Genomic DNA, 20,584 nt, shown 5'->3' with positions numbered 1-20,584 from the left:
GGCGCCGCCTCCCCGGGTCAGGGCGCGACGGCGGCCGGCAGGTCCTTGCGGTAGAAGCTGGTCGGCCGGGGCACGCCGTCCGGGTCGGCCGCGTGACCGGGCACCTCGCCGAACTTGATCCATCCCTCCGACCGGTACAGGCGCTCCGCGCCGCTGTCCTTCTCCGTGTCGAGCATCAGCAGCGTCACCCCGGCGTCGGCGGCGGCCCGCTCCGCCACGGCCAGCAGCGCGCGGGCGACCCCCCGCCGCCGTGCCGCGCTGTGCACCAGCAGCTTGACGATCTCGGCGCGGTGCCGCCCGGTCGGCTTCTGCTCGAAGACCAGGGAAACGGTCCCGATCCACCGCCCGTCCCCGTCCACCGCCGCCCAGACGGCCATCCGGCCCGCCGCGACGGCCGCCGCGTGCCCGGCCCACCACGCCGCCGCCTCCCCGGCCGTGAAGGGCCGCAGAAAACCGACGGACGCCCCGCTCTCCACCGCGTCCACCACCAGCTCCGCCAGCCTGGGCAGTTCCCCGGCGGCCAGCCGTACCGTCCTCACGGCAGCACCACCACGACCGCGTACCGCACCGGATCGGGGCCGGGGCACCGGTACCGCGAGGCGCCCCAGAGCCGGAACCGCAGGCAGTCCCCGGCCGCGAGCCGGTGGTCCTCGTCCCCCACCCGGATCTCCAGCGGGCCGCCCGCCAGCACCCAGACGTGATGTTCGAGCCCGGGGACCGGCGGCCCGTCGTACGGCACGTCCGCGCCCGGCTCCAGCACCCCCTCGATCACCTCGCCGCGCAGCCCGGCGTGCGGCGGGGACACCGACCGCCGGACGAAGCCGGCCTCCTCGTCCCGCCACACCGCCTGCCGCGCCGCCCGCACCACCCCGAACGGCTCCCGCTCGACCTCCATCAGCAGCCGCGACATGGTCCGCCCGTAGACGGAACAGAGCTTGCCGAGCAGCGCGGCCGTCGGGCTGATCTCGCCCCGCTCCAGCCGCGACAACGTCGAACGGCTCACGCCGCTGCGCTCGGCCAACTCGTCCAGCGACCATCCGTGTTCACCCCGGAGCCCGGCCAGCCGCTCGGCCAGCCGGGCGTCGAGGGACGTACCGTCTCTCATATGCGAGAGGGTATCCCAGATCAGGGAGCGAGGTGCAGCGCGAGACTGTCGAGCAGCATCCGGCTCCCCTCCTCCGCCGCCGCGCACTCCTCCGCCGACTCGCACTCCTGCGTGAGGACCAACCGCGTCCGCCGGCCGCCGTCCAGCTCCGCCAGCTCCATGTCCAGCAGCGCGGGCTCCGCCCGGCCCGGGACGTCCATGGACGTCACCAGCCGCCGGGGCGCCTCCACCACGGGATAGGTCCCGGTCATCGGGAACTCGCCGCCGTCCGGCGTCACCAGCGTCGCCCGCCACGCCCCGCCCGGCCGCACGTCCAGCTCCACGGACGGCAGCGGCGCCCCGAACCACTGCGCGAACCGCTCCCGCAGCGTCCAGGCGTCCCACACCTCCGCCACCGGCGCGTCCAGCTCCCGCGTCAGCGTGTACCCCGTCGTCGTTCCGCTCATGACCGTCATCTCCCTGTGCTCCGGTACGTGTCTCGACACCGGGACAGACCACGCCTCCGCCGGAAACTCATCGGCGGCTAGGCTGCCCGTCATGAACGACTCCGCCCCCCTGGCGACCGGTCCGCTGGGCATGCGCCTGCTGGCCTTCGAACGCCTCCCGGAGGACACGGAGTTCACCGACGCGCCGGTCGGCTACAGCCTGGTCGCGCTCTGGCACGCGGGCCTGCTCCTGCTGGTCCACGTGCGGGGCCGGGACTGCTGGGAGCTGCCCGGCGGCTCGATCGACCCGGGCGAGACGCCCCGCGAGGCGGCCGTCCGTGAGCTGCGCGAGGAGACCGACCACGTCCTCGCCCCCGGCGACCTCGTCTTCACCGGCTTCGCGATGACGTCCCTGCCGGACAAACGCGTGCTGCGCGGCGCGCTGTACCGGGGCGAGACGGCCGACCCGACCGCGTTCGAGCCGAACGACGAGATCTCCGCGATCCACTGGTGGAACCTCGAAGACCCGCTCCCGTACGGCCGGTTGCAGACCGTGGACGCCTACCTCGCCGGTCTGGCCCGCACCGCGGGGCCGGGCACGGCGGACCGGCCCTGACGGCGCGCCCATGGGCCGGGTGCACGGTCTCGCGTACGCGGAACACCCGGACGGCACCGCGCGCGTCACGCACCACGGCCGCCCGGCCGTGACCGCGCGCTTCCTCGCGGAGGTCACGACCGGCGACCCGCGACTCGTCATGGCCCGCCGGACCGGCGACCACAAGAGCGGCGACGAACGCACCGCCGCCGCGCACCCGCGCGACCGCCGCGCTCAGTAACGCCGCACGCGGCCGGCCACGGCGTTGCCGATCACCAGGTACACCGCCGCCGCCAGTCCGTAACCGCAGACCACGCGGGCCCACTCCTCGTCGAAGGTGAACAGGTCGTGCGACCAGCTCGCCAGCCAGCGCGAGGCGTCGTGGAGGAACTCCACCAGTTCGTTGCCCCGGTTGGCATCCAGCAGGTACATCAGGATCCACAGCCCGATGATGAAGGCCGCGACATCGGTGGCGACCGCTATGACGGCCGCCACCGGACCGAATCTCGTGTTTTTAGCGGACATGACATACCGGGTTGCCCGGCCGCCCGACGCCAAACCCTCGCGCCGGCCCGGGAGTACGGCGACCGCCGCCCCCACGCGGGCCGGTGGCCCCGCCGGGCCGTCGCGCCGGGAAGAGCCGGCTGCCGGAGAACGGAAACGTTGCACGCGGCACGGCTCCGGCCGATTCCCCCCACCGATTCCCGCCATCCCGGAGCACCCCGTGACTGTCCGAAAGTGGCGGGGTTCCGCGAGCCGGGAAGAGCCGTATAGTCGAGAGCCCCCGCAGCGAAAGCGGCGCCTCACCCCCGGCTTTCCCACGCGCGACGGAGAATCGTAGAAGATTCACCCAGCGGAAAGGCGGGAGAGAAAAGAATCTTCCGCCCACGCGACGCCGAACCCTCCTCTCCGGTGAAACGTTCCCCGTCGCACCGGCAGCCGGGAAGGCCGCCGCCGGACCTCCGCCGACGGCGGAATCCCCGGCAGCCCGGCTGGATCATTTTTCAACTTTCCCGATTTCCCCGATCCCCGAATTCCCCCACTCCTCCGACGAGAGGGAACGCCATGGTCACAGCGGCGGAATCACACGCCCCGGACCCCGGAGGGAGAGACCCCGACGCCCACCGGACGGAGCCGCCTCGCACGGCCCTGTCTCTTATACACCTCCGACCCGGTGGGGTAGCGGGCCACCCCCGCCCCCCCCCCGGGGGGGGCGGGGCGGGGGGGGGGGGGGCGGGGCGGGCGGGGCGGGTGGGGGGCCCCGCGGCCCCGGCCCCGCCCGGCCCCCCCCCCCCCCGGGGGGAGAGCGGCGGGGGCGGCGCTCGCCCCCCCGCCCCCCCCCGCCCCGGACGGCGACCGCCGTTTCGGTGACAGCGCCTGGCAGACCCATCCCTACTTCCGCCTCCTGCACCGCACCCACCAGGCGGGGGACCGGTTCCTGCGCGAACTGGTCGACGCCGCCGAGCTGTCCAGGAGCCAGCGCCGCCGGGCCCAGCTCGCCGTGGACCTCCTCAGCGACGCGCTCGCGCCCGCCAACAACCCGTTCGGCAACCCCGAGGTGCTCAGGAACGCCGTGCGCAGCCGCGGCGTCAGCCTGCTGAAGGGCGCCCGCAACGCCGCCGAGGATCTGCTGCGCAACCACGGCCGCCCCCGCCAGGTCGAGGCGGCCCACTTCGCCCTGGGCCGGGATCTGGCCGCCACCCCCGGGCGCGTGGTCCTGCGCACGCCCTTGCTGGAGCTGATCCAGTACGAGCCGCAGACCCCGACAGTGCACGCCGTTCCGCTGCTGCTCAGCCCGCCCTGGATCAACAAGTACTACGCCCTGGACCTGGCGCCCGGCCGCAGCCTCCTCGAATGGGCGGTCCGCCACGGCCACACCGTCTTCACCATCAGCTACCGCAACATCGACGGCGGCTTCCACGACGTCGGCCTGGAGGACTACCTGTTCCGGGGGCTGCTCACCGCGTGCGACGCCGTGCGCGACATCACCGGCGCCGAACAGCTCAATCTCATCGGCGCCTGCAACGGGGGCACGCTCGCGGTGATGCTGCTGGCCTGGCTGGCCGCGGGCGGCGACGAGCGGGTCCACAGCGCCACCCTGCTCAACACCAGCATCGACTTCTCCGACCCCGGCATGCTCGGCGCCTTCTGCGACGACCACACCCTCCACCACGCCGAGAGGCTCATGGCCCGGCGCGGCTACCTGGACGGCCACCACCTGGCCATGCTCTTCGACCTCCTGCGCGGCCGGGACCTGTTCTGGCACTACCTCACCCGCGGCTGGCTCATGGGCGAGAGTCCGCCCCCCTTCGACATCCTCACCTGGAACAACGACGTGATGAACGTCGCCGCCGCGACCCAGCGGGACTTCCTGCACGGCCTCTGCCTGGAGAACGGACTGGTCGAGGGCTCCCTGAGGGCCTCCGGCCGGCCCCTGCTCCTGGACCGGGTCCGCGCGGACGTCTTCATGGTCGCCGCCCGCAACGACCACCTCGTCCCCTGGCAGGCCGCCTACCGCGGCGCCCGGACGCTGGGCGGGGACGTCCGTTTCGTCCTCACCTCCGGGGGCCACGTGGCCGGGCTGGTCAACCCGCCGCGCCCGAAGGTGCGCCACTGGACCGCCACCACCCTGTCCGCCGATCCCGGTCAGTGGCTGGCCGGCGCCGAGGCGCGGTCCGGCTCCTGGTGGGAGCCGTGGGCGGACTGGCTGGCCGAGCGCGCCGGCGACCGGCAGGCCCCGCCCGGGATGGGCAGCGCCGCCCATCCGGCCACCGACCCGGCACCGGGTACGTACGTGTACCACTGATCGACTCCCGCCCGCCGCCGGAGCGCTCGCCGCACGGAAACGTGGCGCGTTCTCCCCACCGCTACCGATAACAGCCGGCCCACGCCACGCGCGGCGCCCCGAGGCCATGCCGCCCTGCGCGCGACCGGAAGAATTCGCGGCGACCGGTTATTCCGCACGGCATCCGGCCGGGATTTCCGGAGCCATTTCGAGCCCTTTCCCGACACCCGCTTCCCACAGAACCTACCTGTCAGTAGCGTGATGGAGGCGGGGATCGATCCACCTTGAAAGGAGCGAGCCGATGCCTCCCGACGAAATGATCGAACGCCGGGTCACCGTCCAAGGAATTTCCACCCTGTACTTCGAGGCCGGCGAAGGCCCGGTGATCCTTCTGATACACGGCAATGCCACCACTCCCCGGGACTGGTGGCGGATCATGCGCGAATTGTCCGCGACCCACCGGGTGGTGGCACCGGCATTACCCGGTTATGGCGACACCGGTCCGCTGGGGAACGTGCGGCCGGCGCGTCTGGTGGCGTTCCTGACCGCGTTCCTCGACGAGCTGGGCGTGGACCGGGTCATCGCGGTGGGCCATTCCTTCGGCGGGCTGCTGGCGGGCGAGTTCACGCTGACGCACCCCGGGCGGGTGACGCGTCTGGTGCTGGCCGACTCGGCCGGGCTGGGACGCGCGGTGAGCCCGGTGCTGATCGCCCAGTCGCTGCTCCCGCCGCCCGTCGCCACCGCGCTGGTCAAGGCGCTGACCCTGCCCGGCGCCGACGTGGCCAGGGTCCTGGGCCTCGCGACGCAGTTCCGGCAGCCCTGGCGGGTGCCGCTCTTCGTCTGGGTGAGCCAACTGCGGCTGTCGCACGCGCCGACCTTCCTGCGCACCTCGTTCACGGTCATCCGGGTCGGCGTCGGACTCCTCGGGCAGCGCTTCGTCCTGACCGGCCGGCTCGACGAGATCCGCGTCCCCACGCTGCTCATCTGGGGCCTCACGGACTCCGAGTTCCCCGTGTGGCAGGCATGGTCGGCGGCACAGCGGCTGCCCCTGGGCCGCGTGGTGGTCATCCCGGGGGCCGGCCACCCGTCCTACCTGGAGTGCCACGAGGAGTTCGTCGACGCCCTCGCCCCCTTCATCCGGGACCGGGCCGCGGCGGGACCGCCGCCCCCGGGCTGACTCCCGCCCCGCCCCCCCCCGCCCGGGCCGCCGCCCCCCCCCCCCCCCCGCCGCTGCCGACGCAGAGGCTCGCGGCTACCTCGGTGCGCTCCCTCGCCGACACCCAGTCGAGTGGTGTTGCCACGACCCCGCGCGCCCGCGGCGCTGCGCTCCCCCCTCCGCCGGCGGCGCCGGAGGGCGGGACGCGCGCCACCCCGCCCCGCTCGCCGGCGGGACACCGGACCGCCGGCTCCCCGATGGAGGACACATGTCGAACGACACACCCCGCGGCCCGGTCCGCGAGGAAAGCCACCCGGTCGTGATCATCGGAGCCGGAGTGGGCGGCAGCGTCGCCGCCTTCCGGCTCGCCGACGCCGGCGTGGACAACCTCGTGCTGGAACGGGGCCGCCGCTGGCCCATCACCCCCGACGGCGACACCTTCCCCACGGTGCCGTACCCCGACAAGCGCATCATATGGCTGGACGACAAGCCCCCGACTCCGGTGTGCGACCAGGTGCCGTGGCTGGCGCGGATCACCGAGTCGATCACCGCGGCGGCCCTGCCGCGCTCCACCGGGCTGCTGGACGTGCTGCCGCACAAGAACCTCACCGTCGTGTGCGGCGCCGGAGTCGGCGGCGGCACCCTCGTCTACGGCGGGATCCTGCCGCAGCCGAAGGCCGGCCCGTTCCGGGAGGTGTTCCCCCCGGAGGTCGACTACGAGGAGATGGACCGCGTCCACTACCCGCGGGCCCGCCGGCGCCTGGGCGCCGCCGACTTCCCCGACGACGTCCTCGCCCACCGCCGCTACCGCTCCAACCGCGTCTTCGGGTCCGCCGTCGAGAAGGCCGGTCTCCCCGTGGAACGGGTCCCCTCCACCTTCGACTTCGACATCATCCGGGCCGAACTCGACGGCCGCGCCAAGCCGTCGGCCACGGTGGGGCAGTACTTCTTCACCGGATGCGACAGCGGCGCCAAGCTGAGCGTGGACCGCACCTACCTGGCCCGCGCCGAGGCGACCGGGAGGACGGAGGTACGGCCGCTGCACAAGGTCACCGCCATCGCCCAGGACGCCGACGGCCGTTACCGGGTCTCCGCCGAACGGCTCGGCGTGGACGGGGACGTGCTGGAGCGGATCGACGTGCTCTGCGCGCGCCTGATCCTGGCGGCCGGCGGCGTCCACACGCCCCGCATGCTGGTCACCGCCCGCGACACCGGCGCGCTCCCCCTGCTGAACGAACACGTGGGGGAGCAATGGGGCACCAACGCCGACCAGTTGCCCCTGATCAGGACGATCGCGGTGGCCACCGGCAGCCGCCAGGGCGGCCCCCCGACCTTCCTCACCCGGAACGCCGACGGCTCCGCCCTGCTCACCCAGGGAGGCCAGCCCGTCCCGGTCGAGACCGGACTGCTGCTGTGCCCCGGCGTGGGCATGTCCGACCGCTTCGGGCGGTGGACGTACTCCGCCGCCACGGAACACGCCCACCTGCGCTGGGCGAGCGGCAGCGACACCACCGGCCGGCGCGCGATCACCGAGCTGCTGCACCTCGTCGCCCGGCACATCCCGCTCGGCGGCGTCGGCCTGAACCCGCTCGCGCCGCACCCGCTGGTGCTGCACCCGCTCGGCGGCGCGGTCATCGGCAAGGCCACCGACGCCTACGGCCGCCTGCACGGCCACGACGGCCTGTACTGCCTGGACTCCGCCCTCATGCCGGGCTCCACCGCGGCCGTCAACCCGGTCCTCACCATCGCCGCCGTCGTGGAACGCTGCCTGGACCACGTCATCGGCGACTTCACCTCCTGACGACACGCCCCGCACGGCGTCGGGGAACCGGGAAACCGGACAACCGGAAGGGGAACGCCCATGTCCCTCACGCAGCCGCCCGGGTCCGGGTCCCCCGGGCCGAACCCACCCGCCACGCCGGTCCTCACCGGCCCCCTGCCCGCGTTGTTCCGGCGCCACCCGGAGTTCGTCGACGCCCTCGGCATCCGGGCCGGGACCCTGCCGCCGGTCCGAGCCCTCCGGGAGCACGTGCGCGAGCCTTACGGTCTCAGGTAGAGAGGCGGCCGGGGCCGGCCCCGGCCGCCGTCAACCCCCCACCGCGGGCGTCGGTTCGCCCACGTACGTGCGCCACAGCTCCGCGTACCGCCCGTCCGCCGCCAGCAGTTCCGCGTGAGTGCCGTCCTCCACCACCCGGCCGTGGTCCAGCACCACCACCCGGTCCGCCCGCGCCGCCGTCGTCAGCCGGTGCGCGACGACCAGCGTCGTCCGGCTGCCCGCGAGACGGTCGGTGGCCCGGTTGACGAGCGCCTCCGTCGCCAGGTCCAGCGCCGCCGTCGCCTCGTCCAGCAGCAGGATGTCCGGCTTCACCAGCTCCGCCCGCGCCAGCGCGACGAGCTGCCGCTGACCCGCCGACAGGTTCCGCCCGCGCTCGCCGACCTGATACCGGTAACCGCCCGCCAGCGCCGCGATCATCCGGTCCGCGCCCACCGCCCGCGCCGCCGCCGCGACCTCGGCGTCGGTGGCGTCCGGCCGCCCGTAGGCGATGGCGTCCCGGACCGAGCCCCGGAACAGGTACGGCTCCTGCGGCACCACGCCCAGCCGGTGCCGGTACCCGGCCAGGTCCAGCTCCCGCAGGTCCGTGCCGTCCACCCGCACGGCGCCCGCCGTCGGGTCGTAGAAGCGGGCGACCAGCTTCACCAGCGTGGACTTGCCCGCACCCGTCTCCCCGACGAACGCGACGGTCTGCCCGGCCGGAATCCGCAGCCGAATCCCCGACAGGGCCTCTTCCTCCTCGCCCCGGTACACGAACCGCACATCGTCGAACTCCAGCTCGCCGCGCAGCGACCCGACCGCCACCGGCGCGGCGGGCACCGGCGTGCTCGTCGGCTCCCGCAGCAGCTCCTGGACGCGGCGCAGCGACACCACGGCCTGCTGGTAGCCGTCGAAGACCTGCGAGAGCTGCTGCACCGGCGCGAAGAACAGCTCGATGTACAGCAGATACGCCACCAGCGCGCCCGCCGTCAGCGTCCCGTCCCCGACCCGCCCGGCGCCGACGATCAGCACCCCGGCCGTCGCCAGGGTGGCCAGAAGCTGCACGAACGGGAAGTACACCGAGATCAGCCACTGCCCGTACACCCGCGCCTGCCGGTAGCCGTCCGACCGTGCGGCGAAGCGCTCGTACCCGTCCCGCTCCCGCCGGAACGCCTGCACGATCCGCAGCCCGGCCACCGACTCCTGGAGGTCGGCGTTGACCCCGCTGACCCGCTCGCGCGCCAGCTCGTACGCCCGGACGCTGCGCCGCCGGAAGAAGACCGTGCCGATCACCAGCGGCACCAGCGTGACCAGCACGACCAGCGCGAGCTGCCCGTCGATCGCGACGAGCACGCCCATGATCCCGAAGAACGTCAGCACCGCGACCAGCGCCTGCGTCAGCCCGGTCTGGAGGAACGTGGTCAGCGCGTCCACGTCCGTCGTCATCCGGGTCATCACCCGGCCGGCCTGCTCGCGTTCGAAGTAGTCCAGGCCCAGCCGCTGAAGGTGCGCGAAGATCTTCACGCGCAGCGCGTACAGCGCCCGTTCGCCCGTACGGCCCACCGCCCGGATCGCGCCGTACTGCGCGGCCCACTGCGCCAGCACCACGGCCAGCGCCAGCCCGGACGCCACCCACACCGCGCCCAGCGCGTCGCGCTGCACGCCCTGGTCGATGCCGTGCCGGATCAGGACCGGCAGCAGCAGCGACGCCACCGCGTCGGCCACCACCAGCAGCAGCGCCAGCGCCAGCGGCCGGCCCAGGCCACCGAGGAGCCGCCGCAGCCCGTAACTCGTCTCCGGACGGACGGCCCGCTCCTCGTCCACGTCCGGCACGTCGGTGGCCGGGGGCAGCGCGGCGACCTGCGCCAGCAGTTCCGGCGACGCGCCCTCCGCGCGGTCCTCCTCCTCGGCCGGCCCCCACAGCGCCGGGTCACCGGCGGGACCCGCCGCCCCCGTCGCGGTGACCCCGGCCGGGCCCCGTTCGCCGCCGCCCAGCTCGCCGGGATCGGCCAGCAGCCGCCGGTACAGCTCGCAGCGCGCCACCAGCTCCTCGTGCGTCCCGCTGTCCACCACCCGCCCGGCGTCCAGCACGGCGATCCGGTCCGCGAGCTGGAGCGTGGACTGCCGGTGCGCGATCAGCAGCGTGGTCCGGCCCGCCATCACCGACCGCAGCGCGCCGTGGATCTCGTGCTCCACCCGCGCGTCCACCGCCGACGTCGCGTCGTCCAGGATCAGCAGCCTGGGGTCGGTGAGGATGGCGCGGGCCAGCGCGACACGCTGCCGCTGCCCGCCGGAGAGCGTCAGGCCCTGCTCGCCGATCACGGTGTCGTAGCCGTCGGGCAGGTCGCGGATGAACGCGTCGGCCTGCGCCGCCCGCGCGGCGGCCACGATCTGTTCCTCGGTCGCCTCCGGATGCCCGTAGGCGAGGTTGGCGCGGATCGTGTCGGAGAAGAGGAAGCTGTCCTCCGGCACCAGCCCGATCGCCGCCCGCAGCGAGTCGTACGTCAGCTCCCGGATGTCCTCGCCGCCCACCCGGATGGTGCCTCTGTCCGGGTCGTAGAAACGCGGCAGCAGCAGCGAGACGGTGGACTTGCCGCTGCCGGAGGTGCCGACCACGGCCAGGGTCTCCCCCGGGTCGATGCGCAGCGACAGCTCCCGCAGCACGGGCCGCCCCTCGCCGTACCCGAAGCCGACCCGGTCGAACTCCACGGTGGCGGGCGCGTCGGCGGGCAGCGGGCGCGCGTCCGGGGCCTCCCGGATCTCCGGCTCCATGTCGATGAGCTCGAACACCCGCTCCACGCCCGCGCGGGCCTGCTGCCCCACGGTGAGGATCACGGTGAGCATCCGGACCGGACCGACGAGCTGCGCGAGGTAGGTGGAGAACGCCACGAACGTGCCCAGCGTGATCTCCCCCCGGGTGGCCATCCAGCCGCCGAGGGCCAGCATCGCGACCTGTCCCAGGGACGGCACGGCCTGGAGGACGGGCGTGTAGCGGGCCGTCAGCCGCACGTTCCGCATCCGGGCGGCGAACAGCCGCCGCCCCGCCGCCCGCAGCTTCGCGGTCTCCTGCTCCTCCTGTCCGAACCCCTTGACGACGCGGACCCCCGTGATCGCGCCGTCCACCACGCCCGCGACGGCGCCCGCCTCGTTCTGCGCGACCCAGGTGGCGGGGAACAGCCGGACGCGGCTGCGGTCGGCGACGAACCACAGCGCCGGGCCCACCGCCAGCGCGACCAGGGTGAGCACCGGCGACAGCACCGCCATCACGACGAGCGAGACGGCGAAGAGCATCACGTTGCCGATGGTCATCGGCATCATGAAGAGCAGGCTCTGGATGAGCTGGAGGTCGCTCGTCGCGCGGCCCACGACCTGCCCGGTGCTGAGCCGGTCCTGCCGCCGCCCGTCGAGCCGGGTGATCGTGCGGAACATCTCCGTCCGCAGGTCGTGCTGTACGTCGATGCCGAGCCGGCCACCGTAGTAGCGGCGGATGAACGTCAGCGCGTAGACGACGAGGGCCGCCCCGATCAGCAGCCCGATCCACAGGCCGAGACCGTCCTCCTCGCCGATGACCACGTCGTCGATGACGACCTTGACGATCAGCGGCATCAGGGCCATGACCCCCATGCCGGCCAGCGACGAGCCGACCGACAGGAGCAGGTTACGGCGGTACCGCCAGCAGGCGGCGGTCAGCCGTCGTATCCATCCACCGTCCACGCCATTGCCTCCCGCTCCACGCCCGCCCTGCCGCTTCCACCGGTGGCCAACGCCCGGGCCTGCGCGTTTCATCCCACCGCAACACCATGAACGGCGGCCCGCCACCGCGGAAAACCGCTTGCGGCCCGCCCGCGCCCCGGCCTACGGTCACCGCCATGGGAATCCAGGCGCTGATCAACGGGCCGTGCGCCGCCGCGCCGGCCGCCGGCTGGAGCCCGCTCCAGACCCGCCGTCCGCGCCGCCGGCGCCCGGCCCTGGTCTGACCTCTCACCCCCTCGGCCCAGGGCCGTCCGTGTGTCCACCGCACCCGGACAGGCCGCCGACCGTCGTGGCCTGTCCTCACACACGAGGACGACGCCCGTGGCTTCCCGCCGAAAGCACCTCTCGCAGAACTTCCTGTACGACACCGGCGTGCTGCGCCGGATCCTGCGCGCCGCCGACCCGCGCCCCGGCGACCTGATCGTCGAGCCCGGCGCGGGCGAGGGCACCCTCACCCGCGTCCTGGCCCGCGCCGCGCGCGAGGGCATCGCCTACGAGCTGGACCCCGCCCTGGCCGCCCGCCTCCCCGCCCGCCTGCGCCACGAGCGGAACGTGCGCGTCGTCCCGGGCGACTTCCTCACCGCCCGCGCCCCGAGCGCGCCGTTCGCCGTCGTCGGGAACATCCCGTACTCCCGCACGACCGCCATCGTCCGCTGGTGTCTGGACGCCCCCGCGCTGACCTCGGCCACGCTGGTCACCCAGCTCGAATTCGCCCGAGGGCGGACCGGCCGCTTCGGCACCTGGCCGCTGCTGACGGTCGTCACCTGGCCGGAGTTCGACTGGCGCCTCGGACCGCGCCTCGACCGCCGCCACTTCGTCCCGGTCCCCAGGACCGACTCCGCGGTCCTGCGCCTCGTCCGCCGCGAGGCGCCGCTGCTCCCGCGCCGCGACCTGCCGGCCTACCGGGCCCTGGTGACGGAGGGCTTCACCGGCGTCGGCGGCTCCCTGCGCGCCACGCTCGGCCGGCACCACCCCGCGCCCCGCGTCCGCGCGGCCCTGGCGGCGGCCCGCGTCCCGGAGAACGCCCCGGTCGGCCTGGTCAGCCCCGACCAGTGGCGCGTCCTGTTCCACCACCTGCGCCGGGCCCGGCGGTGACCGGCGTCCGCCGTCCGGGTCCCGGCGCGCGCGTCCCGATGAGTTCCGCCGCCCGCCCGGGTCATTGCTCCGACACCCCGTCATGAGAGGAACCACCGTGCTCAAGGACAGCAAGGCGTTCAGCGGCTTCTCCGTGGACGACATCCCGGCGGCCCGGCGCTTCTACGGCGAGACGCTCGGCCTGGACGTCTCCGAGGAGAACGGCATGCTCGTCCTCCACCTCGCCGGAGGCCACGACCACCTGATCTACCCCAAGCCGGACCACACGCCGCCCCCCTGCACCCTGCTCAACTTCCCGGTGCCCGACATCGAGGCCGCCGTCGACCACCTCGCCGGACGCGGCATCACGTTCGAGCGGTACGAGGGCGCCGACGAGAAGGGAGTCCACCGCCAGGAGGGCCCGCCCATCGCCTGGTTCCGCGACCCGGCGGGGAACTACCTGTCCGTCCTCCAGAGCTGACCCGGACGGCACAGCGGATGACCGGCCCGGCCGTTCCCCGGATCGGCCGGGTCGTCACCGCACGGCGCGCCCGCCGCCCGGAGCCGGGCCGGGTCCTCCACCGTCATGAAGCCGGGCGCGAGCGACTCGTTCACCCGCACGGGCGCGAAGTCCCCCTTCCGCCCGGCGTCGGCCCCCGGCGCCTCGGCCGCCTCGGCCAGCCGGGTCCCCAGCGGCTCGTCCTGGTCCGCGAAGACCCGGAAGCCGGAGATCACATCTCGGGCACTTCCCCTCCCTCACACGGACTTCGGGGCGATACTGGCCGTATGCCGACGACCGCCGTGCCCTCCCGAGCGGACCTGATCGACCACCTCATACGCACCCGCATCGCGGGCGACGTGGCGACTCCGCGCGAGAACAACCTCTCCCACTACCGGGAGCTGGCCAACGGCAACCGGTACTTCTGGCTCGGGCTGGAGTTCGGCGACCGCTGGACCGACGAGCAGGACGTGCTGGCCGTGATGGCCGAGCGCTGCGGCGTGGACGAGGACCCCGGGCACCGGCAGGGTCAGGACACGATCGACCCGGAGCTGACCGTCGCCGGACTGGACCGGGCCGCGTCCCTGCTGCGCAAGGCCGTGGAGGGCCGGCGGCGGGTGCTGGTCGCCACCGGGCACCCCGGCGGCCTCCTCGACGTGCACGCCCGCACCGCCGCCGCCCTGGAGGCCGCGGGCTGCGATCTGGTCCGCGTGCCGATCGGGCTGACGGCCGACGAGGGCGTCGTCGCCCAGATGGCGGGCGTCGCGATGTACGAGCGGGGCGCCACCCTGTGGCACACGCACTCCCCGCAGCCCATGGCCGAGATCCTCGACGCCCTGCGGCGGCAGGGCGAGCCGCTGCCCGATCTGGTGGTCGCCGACCACGGCTGGGCGGGATGCGCCGCGCTGCGCGGCATCGACACCATCGGCTACGCCGACTGCAACGACCCGGCGCTCTTCCTCGGCGAGGCCGAGGGCACCCTGTCGGTGTGCGTCCCGCTGGACGACCACGTCACCAACCCGCGGTACTACGAGCCGCTGACCGCCTACCTGCTGGACGCCGCCGGGCTGGCCGGGGCGTGACGCCCCGGGCCGCCCGCCACGACCGGCCCCTGCCGGACGCCGCGCCGGGCGACGTGCCGCTGGCCGTTCCCGGCGCCGACGGCCTCTACCGCCGCCACCGCCCCGACCCCGAGTCGTTCGACGCGAGCTGGAACGCGGCCGACGTGCACCGGCTGTTCGCCCGCCTCACCGGCCCCGACCGCCCGGCGGCCCTCGACCGGTTGCTGACGGCGTGGGAGGGCGTCCTCCCCGTCTGGCCGCGCGGCGCGGACGCCGAGGCCGTCTTCGTCTGGCCGAGCCGCGACGTGGCGCTGACCCCGGTGCTGCTGACGCACGGCCTGGTGCCGAAACGGATCGCGGCCGTCCGCCCGACCGTCCACCAACTCCCCGGCCCGCGCGAGAGCCCCGACGCCCAGATCCGCCCCCTGGAGCCGGCCGACACCGACCGCGCCACCCGCCTGTGGCTGGACGGACTGCGCTGGGACGCCCAGTTCGGCGCCTGCGCGATCCGCGCCTCCTCGGCGCGGAACGTCAGGGAGCGGCTGTCCGCCACCCTCGCCTGGGTCGCCGCGACCCCCCGCGACGTGGTCGGCCTGCTGGCCGTGGACGACCCGTCGGGGCGGACGGCCCTCCCGCGCGGCACCGGCTATCTGACGTCCCTGGTGGTCGCCGCCCCCCACCGGGGCCGGGGCGTGGGCACCGCGCTGGCGAGGACCGCGCACGCGGCACTCGCGGAGGCGGGCTGCACGCGGACGACGCTCCACTACGCCGCGCTGAGCCCGGTCTCCGCGCCGTTCTGGCACCACCACGGCTACCGCCCGCAGTGGACGACGTGGAGCCGCCGGGCACCCCTGTGCTGACCCCACCGCCCCGGGAGGGCCGGCGGATCAGGGCCGCGGCCTCGGCACCCGCATCAGGCCCTCCTGGATCACCGACACCGCGAGCTTCCCGTCCCGGGTGAAGATCCGGCCGCGCGCCAGACCCCGGCCGCCCTGCGCCGTCGGGGAGTCCGTGTCGTACAGCAGCCACTCGTCCGTCCGGAACGGCCGGTGGAACCACATCGCGTGGTCCAGGCTCGCGCCCACGATGTCGCCCGTCATCCAGCCGCCCCGCCCGTGCGCGAGCAGCACCGAGTCCAGCAGCGTCATGTCCGAGACATACGTGCCCAGGCACAGGTGAACCACCGGGTCGTCACGGTCCCCGTCGAGCTTGCCGTTGATCCGGAACCACACCTGTGACCGGGCCTCCCGCGGCTCCCCCGCCGTGGCGAACGGCGGCTCCGCGACATAGCGCAGGTCGATCGCCCGTCTCGCCTGGAGCAGCAGCTCCACCGCGCTCTCGTGGAAGAACAGGTCCGCGTAGCGCGGCAGCAGCTCGTCCGCCGTCGGCAGCGTCTCGGGATCCGGCGCGTCCGGCATCTGCTCCTGGTGCTCCAGACCCTCCTCCGCCACCTGGAACGAGGCCGACAGGTGGAAGATCGGCTGCCCGTGCTGCACGGCCACGACCCGCCGGGTGGTGAACGAGCGGCCGTCGCGGATGCGGTCCACGGTGTAGACGATGGGCGAGCCGGGGTCGCCCGGCCGCAGGAAGTAGGAGTGCAGGGAGTGCGGCAGCCGGTCCTCGGGAGCGGTGCGGCAAGCGGCGACCAGGGCCTGGGCGGCGACCTGCCCGCCGAAGACCCGGGGAATCACGGAGGCGTGGCTGTCGCCCCGGAAGATGTCCCGCTCGATGCGTTCGAGGTCCAGCAGGTCGAGCAGATACTGCAGAGTAGCGTCCATACCGGTGATTCTTCCGTACAAATACGCGAAAGCCCGGATCCTGGTCGGGATCCGGGCTTCCGGTTCAGTAGCGGGGACAGGATTTGAACCTGCGACCTCTGGGTTATGAGCCCAGCGAGCTACCGAGCTGCTCCACCCCGCGTTGATGTCTCAACCTTAGCCCGGCCCGGACCAGCCGTGCAAATCGACAGTCACCCACCGGCTACGGCCGTGGCGGCGGCGCAGTCGGGGCAGCGCCCGTAGTACGTCACGTGCGCCTCCGAGACGGCGAAGCCGAACCGCTCCCCGGCGGGCAGCGCGGCCAGCGGGTCGGCGGTGATCCGCACGTCCCGCATCGTGCCGCACCCGGAGCAGATCAGGTGCTGGTGGGGGTGGTGGGCATTCGGGTCGTACCGCTTGGCCCGGCCGTCCGTGGTGACCTCCAGGACCTCGCCGAGCGCGACCAGCTCGCCCAGCGTGTTGTACACGGAGGCGCGGGAGATCTCGGGCAGCCGCTCGGCGGCCAGCGCGTGCACCTCGTCCGCGGTGAAGTGGACATGCTCACCGTCCAGCACCTCGGCGATGACCCGCCGCTGCGCGGTGAGACGCCAGCCGCGGTCACGGAGTCGCTGCAGCAGGTCGCTCATGCCTTCCACCCTAACGCGGGACCCTCCTTGACCCGAGCGTGTACAGATCGAGGGTGTGTCTTGACTTGGACATAGTCCAATATAGGATCTGGACTGACGACGGCCAAGGGCCTGAGCAGGACAGAGCACCGGAAAGCTGAAGGGCGTGGCAGGCAGATGACCGACCAGATCGCGACGGGACCGCTCACCACGGAGGCGGGGGCCCCCGTCGCGGACAATCAGAACAGCCAGTCCGCCGGTGTCGGCGGTCCCGTGCTGATCCAGGACCAGCTCCTCATCGAGAAGCTGGCCCACTTCAACCGCGAGCGGATCCCGGAGCGGGTCGTGCACGCCCGCGGCGCCGGGGCGTACGGCACCTTCACCGTCACCGCCGACGTGACCCGGTGGACCCGGGCGAAGTTCCTCTCCGAGGTCGGCAAGCAGACCGAGGTGTTCCTCCGCTTCTCCACCGTCGCGGGGAACCTGGGGGCGGCCGACGCCGTGCGCGACCCGCGCGGCTTCGCGGTCAAGTTCTACACCGAAGAGGGCAACTACGACCTGGTCGGCAACAACACGCCCGTCTTCTTCATCAAGGACGCGATCAAGTTCCCGGACTTCATCCACACGCAGAAGCGGGACCCGTACACCGGCTCTCAGGAGGCGGACAACGTCTGGGACTTCTGGAGCCTGTCGCCGGAGTCCACGCACCAGGTGACCTGGCTGTTCGGCGACCGCGGCATCCCCGCGTCCTACCGCCACATGGACGGGTTCGGCTCGCACACCTTCCAGTGGAGCAACGAGGCGGGCGAGGCGTTCTGGGTCAAGTACCACTTCAAGACCGACCAGGGCATCAAGAACCTCACCACCGAGGAGGCCAACGTCCTGGCGGGCACGGACCCCGACAGCCACCAGCGCGACCTGCGCGTCTCCATCGAGAACGGCGACTTCCCGTCCTGGACCGTGCAGATCCAGGTGATGCCGGCCGCCGACGCCGCGACCTACCGGTTCAACCCGTTCGACCTGACCAAGGTCTGGCCGCACGCGGACTACCCGCCGATCACCATCGGCAAGCTGGAGCTGAACCGGAACCCGCGGAACATCTTCGCCGAGGTTGAGCAGTCGATCTTCTCCCCGCACCACTTCGTGCCGGGCATCGGCCCCTCGCCCGACAAGATGCTCCAGGGCCGCCTGTTCGCCTACGGCGACGCCCACCGGTACCGGGTCGGCATCAACGCCGACCACCTCCCGGTGAACCGGCCGCACGCCACCGAGGCCCGCACCAACGGGCGCGACGGCTTCTTCTACGACGGCCGCCACGGCGGCGCGAAGAACTACGAGCCGAACAGCTTCGGCGGCCCGGCGCAGACCGACCGACCGCTGTGGGAGCCGGTCGCCCTCTCCGGGTACACGGGGGACCACGAGGCCCCCCGGCACACCGAGGACGACGACTTCGTCCAGGCCGGGAACCTGTACCGGCTGATGTCGGACGAGGAGAAGGACCGTCTGATCGAGAACCTCGCGGGCTTCATCGCGAAGGTCTCCCGGGACGACATCGCCGAGCGGGCCATCGAGAACTTCCGCAAGGCCGACGAGGACTACGGCAAGCGGCTCTCGTCCGCGGTCCAGGCCCTCCGCGGCTGATATCCCGATATCACGCCGCTTGCCGTGTTACCCCGGAGCGGCCGGACGCCCAGAGGCTCCGGCCGCTCCGGACCGCTCCCGGCGCGATCCCGCCGGCCGGCGGGGCTCAGGCCCTGCCGACCACCGGGGTCCAGCAGTTGATGATGTCGCGGACCGAGACGATGCCGACCGGACCGTCGGCGTCCAGCACGATCAGGTGCCGGAAGCCGCCCTGCGCCATCGCGGAGGCCGCGTCGGCGAGCGTCCACTGCGGAGCGGCGAAGACCACGTCCGTGGTCGTGTGCGCGCCCGCCCGTTCACGGTCGGGATCCTGGCCCCGGCCGACCGAGGTCAGGACGTCGCGCTCGGTGATGATGCCGATGCCGGAGGTCTCGGGGTCGAGCACGACCGCCGCGCCGACCCGGCGGGCCGACATCAGACGGGCGGCCTGACGGAGTGTGTGGTTCGGGCCGATGGTGAGGACGACGGTGCTCATCGCGTCGCGGACCAGCATGGGATGAGCCACCTCCTGCCATGAGAGGGGGTGAGGGAGGGGTGAAGCACCCGGAAAGCGGAGAATCCGGGCGGCACTTGCGAGGGGTTTCACAAGGCCACAAGTGGGGGGATTCCCATGCTCACACGCCGCCACCGCCCCAACAAGGGCGCGTACCGCGAAAACCCGGGCCCGGGTCAGGCGCCGCCCAGGTACCCCAGCAGCCCGTCGTGCAACAGGCCGTTGGACGCCGCCGCGTCCCCGCCGAGCGGGGTGTCCCGCCCGTCGAGGCCGGTGAACCGGCCGCCCGCCTCCCGCACCACGATCGCGTTCGCCGCCATGTCCCACAGCGACAGCTCCGGTTCGGCGCAGATGTCCACCGCCCCCTCGGCGACCATCATGTAGGACCAGAAGTCGCCGTACGCCCGCGTCCGCCAGCAGGCCCGGGTCAGCTCCATGAACCCGCCGAGCCGCTCGCGTTCCTCCCACCCCGACAGCGACGAGTAGGAGAACGACGCGTCCGCCAGCCGGGACACCCCCGACACCCGCAGCCGCGTCGCCGACGTCAGACTCCGGCCCGTGTAGGCCCCGCCGCCCAGCGCGGCCCACCAGCGCCGCTGGAGCGCCGGCGCGGAGACCACCCCCACCACCGGCCGGTCGCCGTCCTCGCCGCGCTCCATCAGCGCGATCAGCGTCGCCCACACCGGCACGCCGCGCACGTAGTTCTTGGTGCCGTCGATCGGGTCCACCACCCAGCGGCGCGGCCCCTGCCCCTCGGCGCCGAACTCCTCGCCGAGCACCGCGTCCCGGGGCCTGGCCCGCTGGAGGACGCCCCGGATCAGCTCCTCGGCGGCCCGGTCCGCCTCGCTGACCGGCGTCATGTCCGGCTTGGTCTCGACTTTCAGATCAAGGGACTTGAAGCGTTCCATCGTCGCGGCGTCGGCGGCGTCGGCCAGGACGTGGGCGAGACGGAGGTCATCGTGGTAATCGGACATGCCCCACAGTATGGGCCGCGACGGACCTGGTCCGTTGCCGGATGTCTTGACACCTCCTCCCCCTCCCGTCAATCCTGTCCCGAATTCCGTCCGAGATTCCGTCCCGAGTCCTGTCCCGAGCCTTGTACCGGTGCGAGGAGGCGAAGATGCCCACCGCGCGTGAGTCCTTGCTGCGTGCCGCCAGGGACGCCCTGGAGCAACGCCCCTGGACCGTGGTCAGGATGGTGGAGATCGCCGGCGCGGCCGGGGTGTCCCGGCAGACCCTCTACAACGAGTTCGGCGACAAGGCCGGGCTGGGCGCGGCGCTGGCGGAGCGTCAGGTCACCGCGTTCCTCGACGGTTTCCGCGCGTTCTGCTCCGGCGACCAGGCGTCACCGGCCGAGACCATGGCCGGGATGACGGACTGGATCCTGCGCGCCGCCCACGCCGACGTCCTGGTCCGCGGCTCCCTCGTGGGCTGCCCGGGCGCCGGGCTGCCGCAGTCCGTGTGGCGGCCCGGCGAGCTGGTCGCCGAGCTGCGCGACCGGGCCGTGCGCGCCCTGGCCCGCCGCACCCCGCCCGCCGAGGCGGAAGACTACTACGAGCGCTTTAAGACAAATTAATCCGGA

21 protein-coding genes, 1 tRNA gene and 1 pseudogene are annotated in these 20,584 nt (G+C 73.4%); 12 read left to right on the top strand and 11 right to left on the bottom strand.

The window, feature by feature from the left end; all coding sequences use genetic code 11:
* Nucleotides 1–17: 17 nt before the first annotated feature.
* The 3 genes from BN2279_RS24905 to BN2279_RS24895 are packed head-to-tail and all read right to left on the bottom strand — an operon-like array spanning nt 18 to nt 1,551.
* Nucleotides 18–539, bottom strand: a complete 522-nt coding sequence (locus BN2279_RS24905) for a GNAT family N-acetyltransferase (RefSeq protein WP_059013285.1) — start codon at nt 537–539, stop codon at nt 18–20.
* Complete coding sequence (locus BN2279_RS24900) at nt 536–1,105, bottom strand: helix-turn-helix domain-containing protein (RefSeq protein ID WP_059013284.1); 570 nt, start codon at nt 1,103–1,105, stop codon at nt 536–538. Before BN2279_RS24900 ends, BN2279_RS24905 begins: the two co-directional genes overlap by 4 nt.
* A 20-nt stretch (nt 1,106–1,125) precedes the next feature.
* On the bottom strand, nt 1,126–1,551 hold the full coding sequence (locus tag BN2279_RS24895; RefSeq protein ID WP_059013649.1) for an SRPBCC family protein: 426 nt from the start codon (nt 1,549–1,551) through the stop codon (nt 1,126–1,128).
* A gap of 91 nt (nt 1,552–1,642) precedes the next feature.
* Between BN2279_RS24895 and BN2279_RS24890 the strand changes: the two genes are divergently transcribed.
* Together BN2279_RS24890 and BN2279_RS24885 are read left to right on the top strand one after the other, a co-directional pair.
* On the top strand, nt 1,643–2,146 hold the full coding sequence (locus BN2279_RS24890; RefSeq protein ID WP_059013283.1) for an NUDIX hydrolase: 504 nt from the start codon (nt 1,643–1,645) through the stop codon (nt 2,144–2,146).
* A gap of 10 nt (nt 2,147–2,156) precedes the next feature.
* Entirely contained in the window at nt 2,157–2,366 is a 210-nt protein-coding gene (locus BN2279_RS24885) for a hypothetical protein (RefSeq protein WP_059013282.1), read from the top strand.
* On the opposite strand, the gene BN2279_RS24880 is transcribed toward BN2279_RS24885, so the two are convergent.
* On the bottom strand, nt 2,360–2,557 hold the full coding sequence (locus tag BN2279_RS24880; RefSeq protein ID WP_234348104.1) for a hypothetical protein: 198 nt from the start codon (nt 2,555–2,557) through the stop codon (nt 2,360–2,362). The two genes, BN2279_RS24885 and BN2279_RS24880, sit on opposite strands and share 7 nt — an antisense overlap.
* A gap of 934 nt (nt 2,558–3,491) precedes the next feature.
* Between BN2279_RS24880 and BN2279_RS31110 the strand changes: the two are divergent.
* From BN2279_RS31110 to BN2279_RS24865, 4 genes and pseudogenes are all read left to right on the top strand, one after another.
* Nucleotides 3,492–3,974, top strand: a pseudogene (locus BN2279_RS31110) (hypothetical protein); the annotation flags it as partial.
* A complete protein-coding gene (locus BN2279_RS24875; RefSeq protein WP_267887144.1) occupies nt 3,948–4,931 on the top strand; it encodes a PHA/PHB synthase family protein in 984 nt (327 codons plus the stop codon). The pseudogene BN2279_RS31110 and the gene BN2279_RS24875, both read left to right, overlap by 27 nt.
* A 280-nt stretch (nt 4,932–5,211) precedes the next feature.
* Complete coding sequence (locus BN2279_RS24870; RefSeq protein ID WP_079032480.1) at nt 5,212–6,087, top strand: alpha/beta fold hydrolase; 876 nt, start codon at nt 5,212–5,214, stop codon at nt 6,085–6,087.
* 247 nt (nt 6,088–6,334) lie between these two features.
* Nucleotides 6,335–7,867 (top strand): GMC oxidoreductase, encoded by a 1,533-nt coding sequence (locus BN2279_RS24865; RefSeq protein WP_059013278.1) that lies wholly within the window; start codon nt 6,335–6,337, stop codon nt 7,865–7,867.
* Nucleotides 7,868–8,152: 285 nt separating this feature from the next.
* Here BN2279_RS24865 and BN2279_RS24855 read toward each other — a convergent pair whose 3' ends face one another.
* Nucleotides 8,153–11,884, bottom strand: coding sequence for an ABC transporter ATP-binding protein (locus BN2279_RS24855; protein ID WP_079032479.1), 3,732 nt, complete (start codon nt 11,882–11,884; stop codon nt 8,153–8,155).
* 288 nt (nt 11,885–12,172) lie between these two features.
* Between BN2279_RS24855 and erm the strand changes: the two genes are divergently transcribed.
* The gene (erm, locus tag BN2279_RS24850; RefSeq protein WP_059013275.1) at nt 12,173–12,946 is read left to right on the top strand and encodes a 23S ribosomal RNA methyltransferase Erm; all 774 of its coding nucleotides are present in this window, start codon (nt 12,173–12,175) and stop codon (nt 12,944–12,946) included.
* A gap of 82 nt (nt 12,947–13,028) precedes the next feature.
* On the top strand, nt 13,029–13,406 hold the full coding sequence (locus BN2279_RS24845; protein ID WP_107115544.1) for a VOC family protein: 378 nt from the start codon (nt 13,029–13,031) through the stop codon (nt 13,404–13,406).
* On the opposite strand, the gene BN2279_RS24840 is transcribed toward BN2279_RS24845, so the two are convergent.
* Nucleotides 13,382–13,660, bottom strand: a complete 279-nt coding sequence (locus BN2279_RS24840; RefSeq protein ID WP_059013273.1) for a hypothetical protein — start codon at nt 13,658–13,660, stop codon at nt 13,382–13,384. The two genes, BN2279_RS24845 and BN2279_RS24840, sit on opposite strands and share 25 nt — an antisense overlap.
* A gap of 51 nt (nt 13,661–13,711) precedes the next feature.
* Between BN2279_RS24840 and BN2279_RS24835 the strand changes: the two genes are divergently transcribed.
* Nucleotides 13,712–14,506, top strand: a complete 795-nt coding sequence (locus BN2279_RS24835) for a phosphatase (RefSeq protein WP_059013272.1) — start codon at nt 13,712–13,714, stop codon at nt 14,504–14,506.
* A complete protein-coding gene (locus tag BN2279_RS24830; RefSeq protein WP_059013271.1) occupies nt 14,503–15,345 on the top strand; it encodes a GNAT family N-acetyltransferase in 843 nt (280 codons plus the stop codon). Before BN2279_RS24835 ends, BN2279_RS24830 begins: the two co-directional genes overlap by 4 nt.
* Nucleotides 15,346–15,372: 27 nt before the next feature.
* Here the strand turns inward: BN2279_RS24830 and BN2279_RS24825 are convergent, their stop codons facing one another.
* The 3 genes from BN2279_RS24825 to BN2279_RS24815 form a co-directional block, all read right to left on the bottom strand.
* Nucleotides 15,373–16,263: an acyl-CoA thioesterase gene (locus BN2279_RS24825; protein WP_059013270.1), complete on the bottom strand. Its 891-nt coding sequence runs from the start codon at nt 16,261–16,263 to the stop codon at nt 15,373–15,375.
* 68 nt (nt 16,264–16,331) lie between these two features.
* A tRNA-Met gene (locus BN2279_RS24820) sits at nt 16,332–16,405 on the bottom strand.
* Between the two features lie 49 nt (nt 16,406–16,454).
* Nucleotides 16,455–16,889: a Fur family transcriptional regulator gene (locus tag BN2279_RS24815; protein WP_059013269.1), complete on the bottom strand. Its 435-nt coding sequence runs from the start codon at nt 16,887–16,889 to the stop codon at nt 16,455–16,457.
* Between the two features lie 168 nt (nt 16,890–17,057).
* On the opposite strand from BN2279_RS24815, the gene BN2279_RS24810 reads away from it, so the two are divergent.
* Nucleotides 17,058–18,509: a catalase gene (locus BN2279_RS24810; protein ID WP_234348102.1), complete on the top strand. Its 1,452-nt coding sequence runs from the start codon at nt 17,058–17,060 to the stop codon at nt 18,507–18,509.
* Between the two features lie 106 nt (nt 18,510–18,615).
* On the opposite strand, the gene BN2279_RS24805 is transcribed toward BN2279_RS24810, so the two are convergent.
* Together BN2279_RS24805 and hisN are read right to left on the bottom strand one after the other, a co-directional pair.
* Complete coding sequence (locus BN2279_RS24805) at nt 18,616–19,002, bottom strand: CBS domain-containing protein (RefSeq protein WP_059013267.1); 387 nt, start codon at nt 19,000–19,002, stop codon at nt 18,616–18,618.
* A 176-nt stretch (nt 19,003–19,178) separates the two neighbouring features.
* A complete protein-coding gene (hisN, locus tag BN2279_RS24800) occupies nt 19,179–19,976 on the bottom strand; it encodes a histidinol-phosphatase (RefSeq protein ID WP_059013266.1) in 798 nt (265 codons plus the stop codon).
* Nucleotides 19,977–20,122: 146 nt separating this feature from the next.
* Here hisN and BN2279_RS24795 point away from each other — a divergent pair, with 146 nt between their 5' ends.
* Nucleotides 20,123–20,578 (top strand): TetR/AcrR family transcriptional regulator, encoded by a 456-nt coding sequence (locus BN2279_RS24795; protein WP_059013265.1) that lies wholly within the window; start codon nt 20,123–20,125, stop codon nt 20,576–20,578.
* Nucleotides 20,579–20,584: the final 6 nt, after the last annotated feature.

Origin of the sequence: Streptomyces specialis, from assembly GCF_001493375.1 — a bacterium.
Lineage (GTDB): Bacteria > Actinomycetota > Actinomycetes > Streptomycetales > Streptomycetaceae > Streptomyces > Streptomyces specialis.
The sequence above is the reverse complement of the archived record's forward strand: the minus strand, read 5'-3'. Positions and strand labels throughout refer to the sequence as shown.